The organism is Kitasatospora terrestris (genome assembly GCF_039542905.1).
GTDB lineage: Bacteria > Actinomycetota > Actinomycetes > Streptomycetales > Streptomycetaceae > Kitasatospora > Kitasatospora terrestris.
Genome location: NZ_BAABIS010000001.1, coordinates 6,480,618 through 6,497,880, shown reverse-complemented (window position 1 = coordinate 6,497,880; position 17,263 = coordinate 6,480,618). Strand labels below are relative to the sequence as shown.

14 protein-coding genes and 2 riboswitches are annotated in these 17,263 nt (G+C 75.8%); of the genes, 6 read left to right on the top strand and 8 right to left on the bottom strand.

Annotation, left to right across the window (positions count from 1 at the left end):
• Positions 1-2: 2 nt before the first annotated feature.
• Both ABEB06_RS29795 and thrS read left to right on the top strand, forming a co-directional pair.
• The gene (locus ABEB06_RS29795; RefSeq protein ID WP_345699994.1) at positions 3-404 is read left to right on the top strand and encodes a PPOX class F420-dependent oxidoreductase; all 402 of its coding nucleotides are present in this window, start codon (positions 3-5) and stop codon (positions 402-404) included.
• A gap of 207 nt (positions 405-611) precedes the next feature.
• Positions 612-1,802 carry a threonine--tRNA ligase gene (gene thrS / locus ABEB06_RS29790; protein WP_345699993.1) on the top strand — a complete coding sequence of 397 codons (1,191 nt, stop codon included), beginning with the start codon at positions 612-614 and terminating at the stop codon, positions 1,800-1,802.
• On the opposite strand, the gene ABEB06_RS29785 is transcribed toward thrS, so the two are convergent.
• From ABEB06_RS29785 to ABEB06_RS29765, 5 genes are all read right to left on the bottom strand, one after another.
• Positions 1,799-2,392: a hypothetical protein gene (locus ABEB06_RS29785; RefSeq protein WP_345699992.1), complete on the bottom strand. Its 594-nt coding sequence runs from the start codon at positions 2,390-2,392 to the stop codon at positions 1,799-1,801. The genes thrS and ABEB06_RS29785 overlap by 4 nt on opposite strands.
• Positions 2,389-2,979, bottom strand: coding sequence for a hypothetical protein (locus ABEB06_RS29780; RefSeq protein WP_345699991.1), 591 nt, complete (start codon positions 2,977-2,979; stop codon positions 2,389-2,391). The genes ABEB06_RS29785 and ABEB06_RS29780 overlap by 4 nt, the downstream gene beginning before the upstream one ends.
• 132 nt (positions 2,980-3,111) lie before the next feature.
• Positions 3,112-4,641, bottom strand: coding sequence for a precorrin-2 C(20)-methyltransferase (locus ABEB06_RS29775; RefSeq protein ID WP_345699990.1), 1,530 nt, complete (start codon positions 4,639-4,641; stop codon positions 3,112-3,114).
• Positions 4,638-5,264 carry a precorrin-8X methylmutase gene (locus ABEB06_RS29770; protein ID WP_345699989.1) on the bottom strand — a complete coding sequence of 209 codons (627 nt, stop codon included), beginning with the start codon at positions 5,262-5,264 and terminating at the stop codon, positions 4,638-4,640. Before ABEB06_RS29770 ends, ABEB06_RS29775 begins: the two co-directional genes overlap by 4 nt.
• A complete protein-coding gene (locus ABEB06_RS29765) occupies positions 5,261-6,508 on the bottom strand; it encodes a hypothetical protein (RefSeq protein WP_345699988.1) in 1,248 nt (415 codons plus the stop codon). Before ABEB06_RS29765 ends, ABEB06_RS29770 begins: the two co-directional genes overlap by 4 nt.
• Positions 6,509-6,639: 131 nt before the next feature.
• A riboswitch (cobalamin riboswitch) is annotated at positions 6,640-6,713 on the top strand.
• Positions 6,714-6,856: 143 nt separating this feature from the next.
• Here ABEB06_RS29765 and cobN point away from each other — a divergent pair.
• Both cobN and lnt read left to right on the top strand, forming a co-directional pair.
• Entirely contained in the window at positions 6,857-10,465 is a 3,609-nt protein-coding gene (gene cobN, locus ABEB06_RS29760) for a cobaltochelatase subunit CobN (RefSeq protein WP_345699987.1), read from the top strand.
• A 61-nt stretch (positions 10,466-10,526) separates the two neighbouring features.
• Positions 10,527-12,083, top strand: coding sequence for an apolipoprotein N-acyltransferase (lnt, locus tag ABEB06_RS29755; protein ID WP_345699986.1), 1,557 nt, complete (start codon positions 10,527-10,529; stop codon positions 12,081-12,083).
• Positions 12,084-12,117: 34 nt separating this feature from the next.
• On the opposite strand, the gene ABEB06_RS29750 is transcribed toward lnt, so the two are convergent.
• Positions 12,118-12,882 (bottom strand): VOC family protein, encoded by a 765-nt coding sequence (locus ABEB06_RS29750; RefSeq protein WP_345699985.1) that lies wholly within the window; start codon positions 12,880-12,882, stop codon positions 12,118-12,120.
• Between the two features lie 3 nt (positions 12,883-12,885).
• Positions 12,886-13,794, bottom strand: a complete 909-nt coding sequence (locus ABEB06_RS29745) for an NADP-dependent oxidoreductase (RefSeq protein WP_345699984.1) — start codon at positions 13,792-13,794, stop codon at positions 12,886-12,888.
• A 184-nt stretch (positions 13,795-13,978) separates the two neighbouring features.
• On the opposite strand from ABEB06_RS29745, the gene ABEB06_RS29740 reads away from it, so the two are divergent.
• Together ABEB06_RS29740 and ABEB06_RS29735 are read left to right on the top strand one after the other, a co-directional pair.
• Positions 13,979-14,650 (top strand): GTP cyclohydrolase II, encoded by a 672-nt coding sequence (locus tag ABEB06_RS29740; RefSeq protein ID WP_345699983.1) that lies wholly within the window; start codon positions 13,979-13,981, stop codon positions 14,648-14,650.
• A gap of 85 nt (positions 14,651-14,735) precedes the next feature.
• A complete protein-coding gene (locus ABEB06_RS29735; RefSeq protein WP_345699982.1) occupies positions 14,736-15,560 on the top strand; it encodes a hypothetical protein in 825 nt (274 codons plus the stop codon).
• Positions 15,561-15,636: 76 nt separating this feature from the next.
• On the opposite strand, the gene ABEB06_RS29730 is transcribed toward ABEB06_RS29735, so the two are convergent.
• A complete protein-coding gene (locus ABEB06_RS29730; RefSeq protein WP_345699981.1) occupies positions 15,637-17,025 on the bottom strand; it encodes a glycoside hydrolase family 16 protein in 1,389 nt (462 codons plus the stop codon).
• 3 nt (positions 17,026-17,028) lie between these two features.
• Positions 17,029-17,191, bottom strand: a riboswitch (cyclic di-AMP (ydaO/yuaA leader).
• Positions 17,192-17,263: the final 72 nt, after the last annotated feature.

The following is a 17,263-nucleotide window of genomic DNA, read 5'->3' as shown; positions in this document are numbered from 1 at the left end:
TCATGGACGCCACTCCCAGCGACCGGCTCGCGCAGCTGGTCCAGCTCTCCGCCGGCAGCTACCTGCTGCTCACCACCTTCCGCAAGGACGGCACCCCGGTGCCCACGCCGGTGTGGGTGGTGCGCGACGGCGAGGCGCTCGGCGTGTGGACGGTGGCCGACTCCTGGAAGGTCAAGCGGATCCGCAACCGCGCCGACGTCACCGTCGGCCCCTGCGACGTCCGCGGCAACCCCACCGGCGACCAGGTGCCCGCCACCGCCGAGATCTGCACCCGCGAGCGGACCGCCGCCTACCGCACGCTGCTGCGCCAGAAGTACGGCCTGCTCGGCGTCCTCACCCTGCTCGGCAGCCGGGTCCGGCGCGGCAACGACGGCACGGTCGGCATCCGGATCACCCTCGGCTGAGAACCCCTCGCCGGAAACCCCCTCGCCGCTCCCCGGCCCCGGCGCTAGCCTGGGCGGCATGAACCTTCAGCGCGCTGCAGCGACGACGACGCCGGACACCGTCCCGGCGCGCTGACACCTGTCCGTCCGAAGCCCCGGGGCGAGTGGCCCCGGGGCTTCGGGCTGTCCGTGGTCGCCCGCCCCTCGCCCGACCCGAGGGAGACCACCGTGAACGACCACCGCAAGCTCGGCCGCGAACTCCGGCTCTTCGGCACCGACCCGCTGATCGGCGCCGGCCTGCCCTACTGGCTGCCCGACGGCGCCGCCGTCCGGCACGCCCTGGAGGAGTACGTCCGCGAGGCCGAACGCCGCGCCGGCTACCGGCACGTGTACTCGCCCGTGCTCGGCAAACGCGAACTGTACGAGATCTCCGGCCACTGGGAGCACTACAGCGAGGACATGTTCCCCCCGATGGACCTCGGCACCGAACAGGTCGTGCTGCGCCCCAGCCTCTGCCCGCACCACGCCGTCATCTTCCGCTCCCAGGGCCGCAGTTACCGCGAGCTGCCACTGCGGATGGCCGAACTCGGGCCGATGTTCCGGGCCGAACTCTCCGGCGTGCTCGGCGGACTGACCAGGGTCCGGTCCATCCAGCTCAACGACGCGCACGTCTTCTGCCGGCTCGACCAGGTCGCCGACGAGGTCCGCGGCGCGCTGGGGATGATCCGGGACGCCTACCGGGCGCTCGGCATCGGCGCCGCCCGCTACCGGCTCTCCCTGCCCGGCGAGGGCGGAAAGTACGTCAAGGACCCCGAACTCTGGCGCCGGGCCAACGCCCTGCTGGTCGAGGTGCTGGAGGAGTCCGGCATCCGGTACGAACGGGCCGACGGCGAGGCCGCGTTCTACGGTCCGAAGATCGACGTGCAGGTGGTCGACAGTGCCGGCCGTGAGGCGACCCTCTCCACCGTCCAGGTCGACTTCCACCAGCCCGCGCGGTTCGACCTCTCCTACATCGGTGCGGACGGGCGGCGCCACCGGCCCGTGATGGTCCACCGCGCGGTGATCGGCAGCGTGGAGCGCGCCGTCGCCCACCTCATCGAGACCCACGGCGGCGCCTTCCCCACCTGGCTCGCCCCCGTCCAGCTCCTGGTGCTGCCGCTCTCCGACGCCCAACTCCCCGACGCCGAGGCCCTGGTGTCCCGAGCCCTCGCCCTCGGCCTGCGCGCCGAACTGGCCGCCCCCGACCAGGGCACCCTCGGCGCCCGCGTCCGGGCCGGCCGGCTCGTCCCGTACCGGGCCGTCCTCGGCCCCGCCGAATCGGCCACCGGCCGCCTCTCCCTCCGCCCCCGCACCGGCGAGCACCTGCCCGCGGAGCCGGCCGAGGACGCCCTCCGCCGCATCCTGGCGGACCGACCCTAGGGTGCGCTCCCGGTCGGCGTGGGCCTGCCGCTCCGCGGGTCCACGCCGAAGAGCAGCCGGACGCCGCGGTCCGTGGTGACCGTGAACCGCTCCGGGCCGGTCCACCGGGCCGTGGCCGACAGCCCGCCCCCGGGGGACCTCCCGGGCAGTTCGAGGACCGTCCACCGCCGCGCGGACCATCCCGATCCGCTCTCGACCTGGATCTCCCAGGACTGCGCCTCCGCCTCGGCGCCCGGGCTCCCGTGGTGCACCACCACCAGCGTCCGGTCGGCCCCGCCGGGTGCCGCCTCCCGGGTCACCGTCGTCGGCTCGGCGAACGCGGAAGCCCCCCACGCCCCGAGCACCAGCACCGCCCCGGCGACCCAGGTCAGGAACAGGCCCACCGCCCGGTTGCCCCGGTCCTCGACGAAGCAGCACGCGACCGCCGCCAGCAGGAGCGCCACCGGCAGCAGCACGAGCGGCCGGTCCAGCGTCTGCGCCACCAGCACCCGCCCACCGGGCCGGCTGTGCCACCACCCCACCGCCAGCAGCGCGAGCGGCACCGCCACCGCGGCACCGAACGCCCGGCTCACCGTCCGACGCCCCGTCACTCGGCGACGCTCCCGGTCGGCGCGGGCCTGCCGCTCCGCGGGTCCACGCCGAACACCCGGACGCCCCGGTCCGTGGTGACCGTGATCTCGTCGGGCCCGGTCCACCGCGCGGAGGTGAAGGCCCCGTCCCCGGGGAACTGCTCCGGCATCTCGAAGACCGTCCACCGGCGGGCGGACCAGCCGGATCCGGACTCCACCAGGACCTCCCAGGACTGGGCCTCCGTCTCGGCGCCGAGGTTGCCGTGGTGGACCACCACCAGCGTCCGGCCGACCCCGCCCGGGGCCGCCGTCCGGGTCACCTGCGTCGGCTCGCCGAACACGCCGGCCGCCCACGCCCCGAACCCCAGCACCGCCCCGGCCACCCAGGTCAGGACCAGCATGCCCGCCCGCCGGCCCCGGTGCTCCTCGGCGACGCACCGGCCGATCGCCACCAGCGCGAGCGCCACCGCCACCAACGGCCGGTACAGGGTGTCCGCCACCAGCACCCGCCCACCCGGTCGGGTGTGCCACCACCCGACCGCCAGCAGCGCGAGCGGCACGGCAGCAGCCCCGCCGACGATCCGGCCCGCGATCCAGCGTCGTGTCATCTCCGCCCCCCTCGTCCGGCAGAACCCCAACGTCTCCGGCCCGCGCCGGCGTTGCCACTCCCGCCCGGCCCCACCGACCTCACCGTACCGACCGCCCGCCGGCCCGCACCCGGTCCGGGGAGGGCGAGCGACCTACTCCGGGTAGCGGCGCGGCGTCCAGACCACTTCGGTGCCGTTGTCGCGGGCGACGGCCTGGGTCTGCGAGGAGCCGATCAGCAGCAGCGTCCGCATGTCGACCTGGGTGGGGTCGAGGTCGGCGAGGCGGACGGTGCGGATCCGCTCGGTGGGGCCGCCGACGTCGCGGGCCATCACCACCGGGGTGTCCCCGGCGCGGTACTCGAGCAGCAGGTCGCGGGCCGCGCCCACCTGCGTGGTGCGGGACTTGGAGCCCGGGTTGTAGAGGGCGAGCACCAGGTCGGCCTCGGCGGCGGCGCGCAGCCGGCGGGCGATGACGTCCCAGGGCTTGAGCCGGTCGGAGAGCGAGATGGTGGCGTAGTCGTGGCCGAGCGGCGCGCCGGCGCGGGAGGCGGCGGCGTGCGCGGCGGTCATGCCGGGCAGCACCCGGACCGGCACCGACCGGTACGGGTCGGCGCAGGCGGCCTCCAGGACGGCGGTGGCCATCGCGAAGACGCCGGGGTCGCCGGAGGAGACGACGGCGACGCGGCGGCCGCGCCGGGCGAGGTCGAGCGCGAACTCGGCCCGCTCGGCCTCGACCTTGTTGTCCGAGCCGTGCCGGACCTGGCCCGGCCGCGCCGGCACCCGGTCGAGGTACGTGGTGTACCCGACGAGGTCGGTGGCGCGGGCGAGCGCGCCGCGCGCCTCGGGGGTCAGCCACAGCGGCCCGGCGGGGCCGGTGCCGACCACGACGACGTCGCCCTCCGCGCCGGCGTCCGGGGCGGGTCCGGTGATCGGCTGCCCGGTCCAGCTGAGCTGCGCGACCTTGCTGGGCAGCACGGCGACCGAGAAGTACGGCACGCTCTGCGGGTCGACCTCGGCGAGCGGCGCGGTCCGCTCGCCGGCCATGGTGGCCCGCTCGACGTACTGCGCGTCCTCCAGCCGCCCGGCCCGCTCCAGGGCCCGCCGGACGGCGGGGAAGGTGCGGCCGAGCTTCATGATCACCGCGGAGTCGGTGGCGGCGATCCGCGCCGTCAGCTCCTCCTCCGGCAGGGTGCCGGGGATGATCGTGAGCACTTCCTCCGCCTCGACCAGCGGGGCGCCGAGCCGGGCGGCGGCCGCGCTGACGGAGGTCACGCCGGGCACCACCTCGGTCGGGTAGCGGTGCGCGAGGCGCTTGTGCATGTGCTGGTAGGAGCCGTAGAACAGCGGGTCGCCCTCGGCGAGGACCACCACGTCGCGGCCGGCGTCCAGGTGGGCGGCGAGCCGGGCGGCGGCCTCCTCGTAGAACTCGTCCAGCGCGCCGCGGTACCCGCCGGGGTGGTCGGTGGTCTCGACGGTGACCGGGTAGACCAGCTTCTCCTCGATCTGGCCGCCGGCCAGGTACCGCTCGGCGATCGAGCGGGCGATCGAGCGCCCGTGCCGCGCGCTGTGGTACGCGACGACGTCCGCCTTGCCGATGAGTTCGGCGGCCCGGACGGTGACCAGCGACGGATCCCCCGGACCCAGCCCGACACCGTACAGTCGACCGGTCTGACGCTCCGTCACTCTTCCTCACTCGCAATCGCGTTGATCGCGGCAGCGGCCATCGCGCTGCCGCCCCGGCGGCCCCGCACCACCAAGTGCTCCAGGCCGGACGGGTGTTCGGCCAGGGCCTGCTTGGACTCGGCGGCGCCGATGAAGCCCACCGGCACGCCGATCACGGCGGCCGGCCGCGGCGCGCCGGCCTCGATCATCTCCAGCAGCCGGAACAGCGAGGTCGGCGCGTTGCCGACGGCGACCACCGCGCCCTCCAGGCGGGGCAGCCACAGCTCCATGGCGGCGGCGCTGCGGGTGTTGCCCATCGCCCGCGCCAGCTCGGGCACGGACGGGTCGGTGAGGGTGCAGATCACCTCGTTGTCGGCGGGCAGCCGCTTGCGCGTGACGCCGCTGGCGACCATGTTGACGTCGCAGAGGATCGGGGCGCCGGCGTGCAGCGCCTTGCGGGCGGAGGCGACCACGCCCGGCGAGTACACCAGGTCCTCGACCAGGTCGACCATGCCGCAGGCGTGGATCATCCGGACCGCGACCTGCGAGACGTCGGCGGGCAGGGCCACGAGGTCGGCCTCGGCCCGGATGGTGGCAAAGGACTGGCGGTAGATGGACGCGCCGTCCTTCTCGTACTCGATCATCGGTTCCTCCGGGCCTCGGCGACTGCCTCGGCCATCTGCTCGTCCGTCACGTCCGTCGAAGTTCCTGCCGCGGTCACCCGGTAGCCCTGCCCGGTGGCGAGCACGTCCACCCATGGCCCGGCGGGGTGTCCGCACCGCCGCTCGCAGCCGGACCAGTGCACGGGCAGCAACGCACCCGCCGCGGCACCCACCCCGGCCCCGCCGCCCGCCACGCCGCCCGGCGTCCGCGCCCCGCCGCCCGCCACGCCGTCCAGCGCCCGCGCCGCGTCCGTCCGCACGTCGGCCAGCGACTTCCCGCAGCCCGGCAGCCCGGTGCAGGCGGTCGCCCGGTCCCAGGCGCCGCCCGCGGCGACGGTGAACCCGCCCGCCGCCAGCTCCGCGAGCCGCCCGGCGTCCGCGCCGGGCAGCACCGCGCCGCGCCACGGCGTCAGCCGGACGCCCCGCGCGGCCACCGCGGCGAGCAGCCGCCACTGCGCGGCCGTGGCCCGGCCGAACCGCACGCCCACCGCCAGACCGCCGGTGTGCGCCCCCGGCTCGGGCGCCGCGCCGTCCGGGACCGGCAGCGGCCGGCTCCCGCCGGTCAGCTCGGGGCGCTCCCGGAAGTGCCAGGCACTCGTGCCGACCGTCTCCAGGAACCTCCGGGCCGCCTCCAGCGCGGCGTCCACCGGCGCGTCGACCGGCTCGCCGGTGGTGGCCCGTCCGAGCCGGAGCAGCGCGCCGCCGCCCGGCCTTGCGATCAACGTCACATCGGCGTCCAGGGCCGCGACGTCCCCGCGCCCGTCGTCCAGGGCGAACAGGAACTTGCCCGACAGCCCGGCCGCCCACCCGCTCGCGCAGAGCCGGGCGTCCAGCTCCCGCACCCAGGCCTGGACGTCGGCGTGCCCGCGCCCGTCCAGCCCGGCGAGCGGCGAGGCGACGATGTTGCGCACCCGCTCGTGGGTGTCGGAGGGCAGCAGCCCGGCGCGGCGCAGGGCCAGGGCCAGTTCCGCGCCGCAGTCCGAACGCAGGCCGCGCAGCTGGACGTTGCCGCGCGAGGTGGTCTCCAACGCGCCGTCACCCAGCTGCTCGGCGGCCTCGGCCAGCGCGAGCACCTGATCGACCGTCAGCAGCCCGCCGGGCAGCCGGACGCGGGCGAGCGCCCCGTCGTCGGCCCGGTGCAGGCGGAGGGTTCCGGGACAGGCGTCCGACCGCTCCCGGGAGGGCGCGGCGGAGCCCGGCGCGGAGGCGTCGGGTGTGGGTGGCATGGCCGCGAGCATACAGATGGTCCGACCGCGCGCCTCCGTCCTGTAGGTCACACTGCCGCAGGTCAGCCGCACCCCGTACGATGCTGCCCGGGTGGTCGCGCGCGTCCGCCCGCCGCCAGCGACGGCGCAGGGAGGAAGTCCGGTGCAAACCCGGCGCGGTCCCGCCACTGTGACCACGGCTCACCGCCGTGGGAGTCAGGAACTCCTGCCGTCCTCCACCAGCCCGGGGCGCGGACCCCGAGGAAGGCCTGACGCCATGCGCCGCCGCATGCCCGCGCCCGGGGGTTGCCCCGCGCCCGCGGCCCCCGCCTCGCCCGTGCTCACCGACCAGCCCGGGAGGGCATCCGCATGATCCTGCTGCTGTCGACGTCCGACACCGACCTGCTGAGCGCCCGCGCCGCCGAGGGCCCGGTCCCGTTCCGGCTCGGCAACCCGGCCCGGCTGACCGCCGAGGAGCTGCCGGCCCTCGTCGAGGGCACCGACCTGGTGGTGGTCCGGCTGCTCGGCGGCCGCCGGGCCTGGGCGGAGGGGCTGGACGCGCTGCTCGCCGGCCCGCGCCCGGTGATCGTGCTGACGGGTGAGCAGGCGCCGGACGCCCAGCTGATGGAGCTGTCCACGGTGCCGGCCGGCATCGCCGCCGAGGCCCACGCGTACCTGGCGCACGGCGGCCCGGCGAACCTCGCCGAGCTGGGCGCCTTCCTCTCCGACACCGTGCTGCTCACCGGCCACGGCTTCAACCCGCCCGCCTCCGCGCCCGCCTGGGGCCCGCTGGAGCGCGAGGCGGCCGTGCACCGGGGTCCGAGCGTCGCGGTGCTCTACTACCGCGCCCACCACATGAGCGGCAACACCGGCTTCGTCGAGACCCTCTGCGAGGCGGTCGAGGCGCAGGGCGCCAACGTCCGCGCGTTCTACTGCGCCTCGCTGCGCGGCGCCGAGCCGGAGCTGCTGGCCGAGCTGGGCCGGGCCGACGCGATCGTCACCACCGTGCTCGCCGCGGGCGGCACCCGCCCGGCCGACGCGCAGGCCGGCGGCGACGAGGAGGCCTGGGACGCCGGCGCGCTCGCCGCGCTGGACCGCCCGATCCTGCAGGCGCTGTGCCTGACCTGGTCGCGCTCGCAGTGGGAGGAGAGCGACGACGGCCTCTCCCCGCTGGACACCGCCACCCAGATCGCCGTCCCGGAGTTCGACGGCCGGCTGATCACCGTCCCGTTCTCCTTCAAGGAGCTGGACGAGGACGGCCTGACCGTCTACCGCGCCGACGAGGAGCGGGCCGCCCGGGTCGCCGGCATCGCCGTCGCGCACGCCCGGCTGCGCCACACCCCGGCCGCCGAGCGCCGCCTCGCGCTGGTGCTCTCCGCGTACCCGACCAAGCACGCGAGGGTCGGCAACGCGGTCGGCCTGGACACCCCGGCCTCGGCGGTGCGCCTGCTGGCCCGCCTGCGCGAGGAGGGCATGGACCTCGGCAGCGACGTCCCCGGTCTCGACAGGGACGGCGACCGGCACGAGGGCGACGAGCTGATCCACGCCCTGATCGAGGCCGGCGGCTACGACCAGGCCTGGCTGACCGAGGACCAGCTCTCCCGCAACCCGGTCCGGATCCCCGCCGCCGACTACCGCCGCTGGTACGCCGCGCTGCCCGAGGAGTTGCGCGAGCAGGTCGAGCGGCACTGGGGGCCGCCGCCCGGCGAGATGTACGTGGACCGCTCGCAGAACCCGGACGGCGACATCGTGCTGGCCGCGATCCGCTCCGGCAACCTGCTGGTGCTGATCCAGCCGCCGCGCGGCTTCGGCGAGAACCCGGTCGCGATCTACCACGACCCGGACCTGCCGCCCTCCCACCACTACCTGGCCGCCTACCGCTGGATCGCCGCCTCCCAGGAGGACGGCGGCTTCGGCGCGCACGCCGTGATCCACCTCGGCAAGCACGGCAACCTGGAGTGGCTGCCCGGCAAGACCGCCGCGCTCTCCGCCGCCTGCGGCCCGGACGCGGTCCTCGGCGACCTCCCGCTGATCTACCCGTTCCTGGTCAACGACCCGGGCGAGGGCACCCAGGCCAAGCGCCGCGCCCACGCCACCCTGGTCGACCACCTGGTCCCGCCGATGGCCCGCGCCGACTCCTACGGCGACATCGCGCGCCTGGAGCAGCTGCTCGACGAGCACTCCAACATCGCCGCGATGGACCCGGCGAAGCTGCCCGCGATCCGTGCCCAGATCTGGACGCTGATCCAGGCCGCCCGCCTCGACCACGACCTGGGCCTGGACGAGCGGCCCGAGGACGACGGCTTCGACGACTTCCTGCTGCACGTCGACGGCTGGCTGTGCGAGGTGAAGGACGCGCAGATCCGCGACGGCCTGCACGTCCTCGGCCAGGCGCCGGCCGGCACCGACCGGGTCAACATCGTCCTCGCCATCCTGCGCGCCCGGCAGATCTGGGGCGGCGTCAGCGCCCTCCCCGGCCTGCGCGAGGCGCTCGGCCTGGACGAGGCCGCGCTCACCCTGGGCGCCACCGACGCCGCCGAGGCGCAGGCCCGCGCCCTGGTCGAGGCCATGGAGGCCGAGGACTGGGCGCCCGAGGCGGTGGAGAAGGTCGCCGCCGGCCACCCTGCCGCGGTCGCCGAGGTCCTCGACTTCGCCGCCCGCCAGGTCGTCCCGCGGCTCGCCGCCACCACCGACGAGCTGGACGCCGTGCTGCACGCGCTGGGCGGCGGCTTCGTCGCGGCCGGCCCGTCCGGCTCGCCGCTGCGCGGCCTGGTCAACGTGCTGCCGACCGGCCGCAACTTCTACTCCGTCGACCCCAAGGCGGTGCCCAGCAAGCTCGCCTGGGAGACCGGCCAGGCGCTGGCCGCCTCGCTCGTCGAGCGCTACCGGGCCGACAACGACGGGGCGTTCCCGCCCTCGGTCGGCCTCTCGCTCTGGGGCACCAGCGCGATGCGCACCGCCGGCGACGACATCGCCGAGGCGTTCGCGCTGCTCGGCATCCGGCCGGTCTGGGACGACGCCTCCCGCCGGGTCACCGGCCTGGAGCCCATCCCGCTGGAGGAGTTGGGCCGCCCCCGGATCGACGTCACGCTGCGCATCTCCGGCTTCTTCCGGGACGCCTTCCCGCACGTGGTGGCCCTGCTCGACGACGCGGTGCGCCTCGCCGCCCGCCAGGAGGAGGCGGACGGGCAGAACTTCGTCCGCGCCCACGTGCAGGCCGACCTCGCCGAGCACGGCGACGAACGCCGGGCCACCATCCGGGTGTTCGGCTCCCGCCCGGGCACCTACGGCGCCGGCCTGCTGCAGCTGATCGACAGCCGGGACTGGCGCACCGACGCCGACCTCGCCGAGGTGTACACCGTCTGGGGCGGCTACGCCTACGGCCGTGACCTGGGCGGCCGCCCGGCCCGCGAGGAGATGGAGACCGCGTACCGGCGGATCACCGTCGCGGCGAAGAACACCGACACCCGCGAGCACGACATCGCCGACTCGGACGACTACTTCCAGTACCACGGCGGCATGGTGGCCACCGTGCGCGCGCTCACCGGCAAGAACCCGGCCGCGTACATCGGCGACTCCACCCGCCCGGAGACGGTGCGCACCCGCACCCTCACCGAGGAGGCGGCCCGGGTCTTCCGCGCCCGCGTGGTCAATCCGCGCTGGATGGAGGCGATGCGCCGGCACGGCTACAAGGGCGCCTTCGAGATGGCCGCCACCGTCGACTACCTCTTCGGCTACGACGCCACCACCGGCGTGGTCGCCGACTGGATGTACGAGCGGCTCACCCAGGAGTACGTCCTCGACGGGACCAACCGCGAGTTCCTCACCTCCGCCAACCCCTGGGCCCTGCACGGCATCAGCGAGCGCCTCCTGGAGGCCGCCGACCGCGGCCTGTGGGCCGAGCCCGACCCGGCCCTCCTCGACGCCCTCCGCCAGGCCTACCTGGAGACCGAGGGCGACCTGGAGGAGAACGCCTGAGTTCCCCGTCCGGGGGCGCGTCCCGGTGACGCCGGCCTCCGGAAGGCGGACAATCACGGACATGACGTTGCGCTCCGCTCTCGGTCGGCCCGCCCGGTACGCCTCGCTCGCCGCGGGGGCGGTGCCGGTGCTGGCCTTCCCTGGGGCGGGTCTCGGCGCGCTCGCGTGGGTGGCGCTGGTGCCGGCGCTGCTGGTCCTGCGGAGCTCGCCGAACGGGCGGGAGGCGGCGGTCCGCGGCTGGTGGTCCGGTGCCGGGTTCATCCTGGTGGCGATGTACTGGCTGACCCCGTCGATCGGCCCGGCGCTGCCCCTGCTCGCGGTCGTCTTCGGCGCGCTGCAGGCCCCGTTCGGGTACGCGGCGCACCGGCTGCTCGGCCCGCCGGTGACGCTCCGGCGGGCGGCGGGCGCCCTGGTCGTGCTGCCGGCGCTCTGGCTGACCGCCGAGTTCGCCCGGTCCTGGCACGCGCTGGGCGGGCCGTGGGCGCTGTACGGGGCGAGCCAGTGGGAGCACCCGGCGGTCCTGGGCCTGGCGTCGGTCGGCGGGGTGTGGCTGGTGAGCGCCGCGCTGGTGGCGGCCAACACGGCCGTGGTGCTGCTGTGCACGGCGTCCGCGCTGCGGGTCCGGGTGGCGGCGGGTGCGATGGCCGCGCTCTGCCTGCTGACCGGTCCGCTGCTGTTCGCGCTCCAGGCGGCTCCCCCGGTGTCTGGCGAGGCGACGGTGGCGCTGGTCCAGGCCGGTCAGACGCCGGACGAAAACGCCCGGCTGGCGGCAAACGTCCGGTTGACCCGTTCGCTGGCCGGGCGCCCGGTCGACCTGGTCGTCTGGGGCGAGAGCTCCACCACCGCCGACCTGGACCGGGAGGGCGCGACGCTGGACCGGCTGCGGGCGCTGTCCGCCGCGACCGGCGCCCGGCTGCTGGCCGGGGAGGACGCCCGCAAGGCGGACGGCCGGATCTCCAAGGACGCGGTGCTGATCGGGCCGGACGGCATCGAGTCCCGCTACCGCAAGATCCGCCTGGTGCCGTTCGGCGAGTACATCCCGATGCGCTCGGCGCTCGGCTGGATCGCCGGGGTGAGCGCCGCCGCGGGCGAGAACCGGGCGCCGGGCGCCGCCTTCCACCTGCTCCCGGCGGTGGACCGGTCCGGCCGCCCGCTGCCGGTCGGCGCGCTGATCTGCTTCGAGTCGGCCTTCCCGGACATGTCCCGGGCGGCCGCCGCGGACGGCGCGCGGCTGCTGGTCTACCAGTCGTCGACCTCGACCTTCCAGTCGACCTGGGCGCCGGCCCAGCACGCCTCGCTGGGCGCGATCCGGGCCGCCGAGACCGGTCGGCCGGTGGTCCAGGCGGCGCTGACCGGCGAGTCGGTGGCGTACGACCCGCAGGGCCGCCGGCTGGCCCGGATGACCACCGACGGGAGCGGCACGGCCACCGTCCGGCTGCCGCTGGCGGCGCCGGGCGCCCGGACCTGGTACGTCCGGCTCGGCGACTGGGTGCCGTACACCGCCGTCGCGGTGACCGCCGGGGCGGCCGCCGTCGCCCTGCGCTCCCGGGCCCGCACGCGCCGGGCGGCGGGCCCGGACTCCGCGTCCCGACCCGCCGCCGAACCGGCCCGCCGCTGAGGCCGTCGCCGGGCCCCGCCGCCGTCGCCGGGGTTCAGCCCCCGCTGCCGGCCACGTGGATGCCGAACACCGCCCCCTGCGGGTCGCGCAGCACCGACAGCCGCGGCCCGTCCGGCACGTCGGTCGGCGGCAGGGTGACGGTGGCGCCCAGCAGCGCGGCGCGCTCGGCGGTCAGGTCGACGTCGGCGACCGCGAAGTACGGCATCCAGTACGGGGGGACGTCCGGCGGGAACTGGTCGGCCATGTCGAGCATCCCGCCGAAGTCCCGCCCGGCGATGCCCCACTGGGTGTACATCTCGCCGACCGTGACGCTCCAGCCGAACACCCGGGTGTAGAACTCCTTGGCGCCGTGGGTGTCGCGGGTGGCGAGCTCGACCCAGCCGAGCGAGCCCGGCTCGTCGATCAGCTGCGCCCCGCCGAAGGAGCGGCCCTGCCAGGTGGAGAGGACCGCGCCGGAGGGGTCGGCGGCGATCAGGAAGCGGCCCCAGTCCAGGGCCTCCATCGGCTCGACGAGCAGCCGGCCGCCGGCCGCCTTGATCCGCTCGGCGCAGGCGTCGGTGTCGGCGGCGGCGAAGGACACCGTCCAGGCGGTCGGCTGGTCCGGCTGCATCAGGCCGGCCAGCCCGGCGACGGCGGCCTCGCCGACGTAGAGCATGGTGTAGCCCATGGCCTTCTCGTCGGGTGACACCTCGACCCGCCAGCCGAAGAGCTCGTGGTAGAAGGCCTTCGCGGCGACGGGGTCCTTGGTGGACAGTTCGACCCAGCAGGGTGCGCCCTCGGTCGGCTCGGTGATCTTCACGGGTCAGCTCATCTCCAGGATCAGTTTTCCGCGGGCGTGGCCCGATTCGATCTCGGCCATCGCCTCGGCGGCGTGGGCCAGCGGGTAGGTCGCCGAGACGTGGGGGTCGAGCTCGCCGGCCGCGACGAGGTCGGCGAGCGCGGCCAGCACGGTGCCCTTCGGGTCCCAGGCCAGGTAGCCGCCGCCGAGCGCGGCGGCACCGTCCCGGTCGACGGTGGAGACCAGCCGGCCGCCGGCCCGGAGCGCCGGGGCGGCGGCCCGCAGGGCGTCGCCGCCGACCAGGTCGAGCAGCCCGTCCACGCCCTCGGGCGCGGCGGCCGCGACCAGGTCGGCGACCGGGCCCTTGGAGTCGACGGGGGTGGCGCCGAGCGTGCGCACGTACGCCGCGCTGATCCCGCTCGCCGTGCCGATCACCCGCAGCCCGCGGGCCCGGGCGATCTGCGCGGCGGCGGTGCCGACGCCGCCGGAGACGCCGAGGACCAGGAGGGTCTGCCCGGCCCGCAGGCCGAGCTGCTCGAGCCCGCCGTACGCGGCGGCGCCGGCCACCGGCAGGGCGGCGGCCTGCGCGAAGCCCACCCCGACGGGCTTGCGGGCGGTGGTCCGCGCGGCGAGCAGGGTGTGCTCGGCGAACGCACCGGCCGGGGCGATGCCGAACACCTGGTCGCCGGGCGTGAAGCCGGTCACCCCCGCGCCGACCGAGAGCACCACGCCGGACGCCTCGGTGCCCATCACCACGGGGAGTTCGCCGCCGGTGCCGAACAGGCCGCGCCGCTTCTTCCAGTCCGCCGGGTTGACCCCGGCCGCCCGGACCGCGACCAGCAGCATGCCGGGGCCGGGGTCGGGCACCGGCCGGTCGAGGAACTCCTGGGTCTCCGGTCCGCCGTACTCCACGAACCCGAACGCCTTGGACATGCCGCCTCACCTGGGTCGCCTGCACCGTCCCTGTCCAGCCTCGGGGGTACCGGTGGGTAACGCGGGGCCGCTGGGCCGAAAGAGGTTGTTCAAATTGGAACAACGGTGTAGCGTCAGCCCGGCACGATCGGTTCGAATTTGAACCACAGGCTTCGGGCCACACCCGCGCACCACGGAGGACGGAATGACGAACATCGAGACCGCCCGGGCGATTCCCGGCGCCGCCACCGTCCGCGCGCGCGTCCGCATCCCGCTCACCTTCCCGGACGGGTACCGGGTGGAGGCCGAGGTCACCACCTTCCACGGCCTGGCCGACGGCGCCGAGCACCTCGCCCTGGCCCTCGGCGAGCCCGAGCCGGGCGGCACCCCGCTGGTCCGGCTGCACTCCGAGTGCCTCACCGGCGACGTCTTCGGCTCCGACCGCTGCGACTGCGGCCCGCAGCTGCGCGAGTCGGTCGAGCGGATCGCCGAGGCCGGCGGGTACCTGCTCTACCTGCGCCAGGAGGGCCGCGGCATCGGCCTCTACAACAAGCTCGACGCCTACGCCCTGCAGGACCAGGGCCTGGACACCTACCAGGCCAACACCGCGCTGGGCCTGCCCGAGGACGGCCGCGACTACACCGCCGCCGCGCAGATGCTGGCCACCCTCGGCGCCCCGGCGATCCGGCTGCTCAGCAACAACCCGGACAAGGCCGGCCAGCTCGCCGACCTCGGCGTCACCGTGACCGAGCGCGTCCCGACCGGCGTGCACCTCTCCCCCAGCAACGTCCGCTACCTGCGGGCCAAGGTCGAGCACACCGGCCACTCGATCGCGCTGGACCTCTCCGTCCCCCTCCCGCACAGCCGCACCGCCTGACGGCCGCGGACCGGCCGCCCGTCCGTCCGTCCGCGAACGCCCCTCGACCAGGGGGGAACTGACGGGTGTTCTATGATCTCGGCCCATGACGGGACAACGTGGATCATGGCCGGGCGGGAGCGGCGACCCGCTGGTGACCAGGGCCGCCGAGCCCGACTGGACCGCCATGGCGGAGCGACACCAGGAGGAGCTGCGGCGCCGCAAGCACCTGCGCGTCGCGGCGGCGGGCGCCGTCGCGACGGCGGCCATCGGCGGTCTGGCCGTCCTGGTGGTGCCGGGCGGCTCGGGCGGCGGTCCGGCCCGCCCGGCGGCAGCGGCCGGGAGCACCGGCGCCTCCGCCGTCGCCCCGGCCCCGGTCGGGGGCCCGCCCTCCGGCTCCGCGGAGCCGTCCCCCGCCTCCACCGGCGACCCGGCCTCGGCGTCGCCCTCCGCGACCGGCGCCACGCCGGGGTCCGCCCAGGCGTCCGCCGGCTCGGGACGCCCGACCGCGCCCGCGACGAAGGCCCCGCCGGGCGGTGCGTCCTCGCCGACCCCCGCGCCCAGCGCGACGCCCACCCCGGAGAAGTCGCAGACCTCGACCCCGCCGCCCGGCAAGCCGTACACCCCGGTCCAGGTCTGCGGCAGCGGCTTCGCCGTCATCGACTCGCACTCCCTCGGCGCCGCCACCGTGTACCTGCTGTACAAGGGCGCCACCGGCGACAACTGCGTCACCACGATCGCCGGCAGCCCGAGCGGCCCGGTGCCGATGAACGCGACCCTGGCGGTCAAGGGCGGCACCTCGACCGGCAACCCGGGCAGCTTCACCTACTACGCGGGCCCGATCATCAAGCGCGCCCCCGACACCTGCGTGCAGTGGGGCGGCTCCTTCGGCGGCACCTCCTGGACCAGCGGCTGGACGCACTGCGGCTGAGCCCCGCCGGGAGACCTCGCGGCAGTGCCCCCGGACCCCTGCGCGGGTCCGGGGGCACTGCCGCGACGCCGGGAGGCTAGGAGGCCTTCCAGTAGCGCACCGAGTCGACGGCGATGTCGGCCGAGCTGCCGACCGCCGGGACGGTGCCGTCCAGCGCGGTCTCGGACTGCAGCACCCAGTGCATCGGCGTGTTCGGCACCCGCGAGGTGGAGTGGCCGATCAGCTTGCCGTCCAGGTAGAACTTCAGGTCGTTCGGCTGCCACTCGATCCGGCTGACGTGCCAGTTGCCGGCCGTCTTGATCCCGGTGGAGTAGGCGTCCTGGTCGCCGCCGGAGGTGCCGTTCTGGCGGTGCATGAAGGCGGAGACGTTCCCGCACAGGTCGCCCTCGGGGAAGTCGATCTCGCCGTCGCCGGGCCAGCGGTCGGAGTCCGGCCAGAGCAGCCAGGCCACCTTGTAGCCGGCGGCGCAGCTCGCCTTCCAGGTCACCTCGTAGGTGCCGTAGGTGGTGTTCGCCGGCAGCTTCGGGGTCGGCGCGGCCACCCAGGTGCCGGTGGAGTCCCGGTTGAGGTGGATGTTCAGCTGGCCGTCGGCGATCGAAAGGGCCTTCGCCGGGTTGTAGGTGCCGTTCTTCGAGGTGTCCTTCCACCCGGACGGGTAGGCCCACCACTTGGCGTCCACCGCGGCCGGCAGTCCGGAGCAGTGGCTGTTGGCGATCGGGCCGTTGGAGGAGCAGCCGGTCCAGCTGCCGAGCGGCACCGAGCTGCCGGTGAAGTCGTCGGAGAAGGTCAGCGTGCCGGAGGCGCTCGGGTCGGCGGTCGCGGTCGGCGTGGAGGTCGCCGTCGGCGTCGGCTTCGGGGTCGCGAACGGCGACTCGGACGGCGACGGGGTGGGGGTCGGGGTCGGCGCGGCCGTCGGGGTGGGCGACGCCGTCGGGGTGGTGGGCGCGGCCGTCGGGGTCGGGGCGGACGACGGGGTGGCGGCCGGAGTGGGCGTGGCGGTCGCCGTCGCGCTGGGCTGCGAGGGGGCCGGTGCCTGGGCGGCGTCGGCGTTGACCGTCAGCCGCTTGGCGGGCAGGTTGTGGTAGCCCCCGGAGAGGTCCTGCCAGTAGCCGAACACGGTGAACTCGCCGGCCGGCAGCGTCCGGCTGTCGGTGGTGAGGGTGTAGCCGTGCTGGCACACCCGGGTCCGGCCGCTCGACCCCGGGAAGTCCAGGTTGTTGCCGGCCGCGTCGCGGACCGCGACGCCCACCGAGCGGGCGGTGACGCAGCGGTCGGCGTGCACGGAGAGGCTGGCGGACGCGGCGGTGCCCGCGGTCATGGAGGTCGGTGCCAGCCGGTCCTGGATCACGGTCGTCCCGGTGGCGGCGTCGGCGGAGCCGAGACCGGTGAAGGCGATTCCGGCGACGACGGCCAGGCCGGTCGCGGCCACCGCGCCGACCCGGGCAGGTGTGGCGGAGATGCGCATGGGTGCAGTCCTCTGCGACGCCTGCGAGGTGAGCTGTCGGGTTCGGGCCGCACGAGTGGCCCGGCCGCCTGCGGGACGGCTTCACCCCGAGCCGTGGCAGCCCCGGGGAACGGGAATGCCAGGCGTACTACCTGGTTCCCCCGCTCCCGTCCGGCTCGAGTTCCGAGGTGCCGCCGACCGGGTGGACGGGATTAGGCGCCCCGGTGACGGTGCCCGCTCCCGGCGGGCGTCCGAGCAC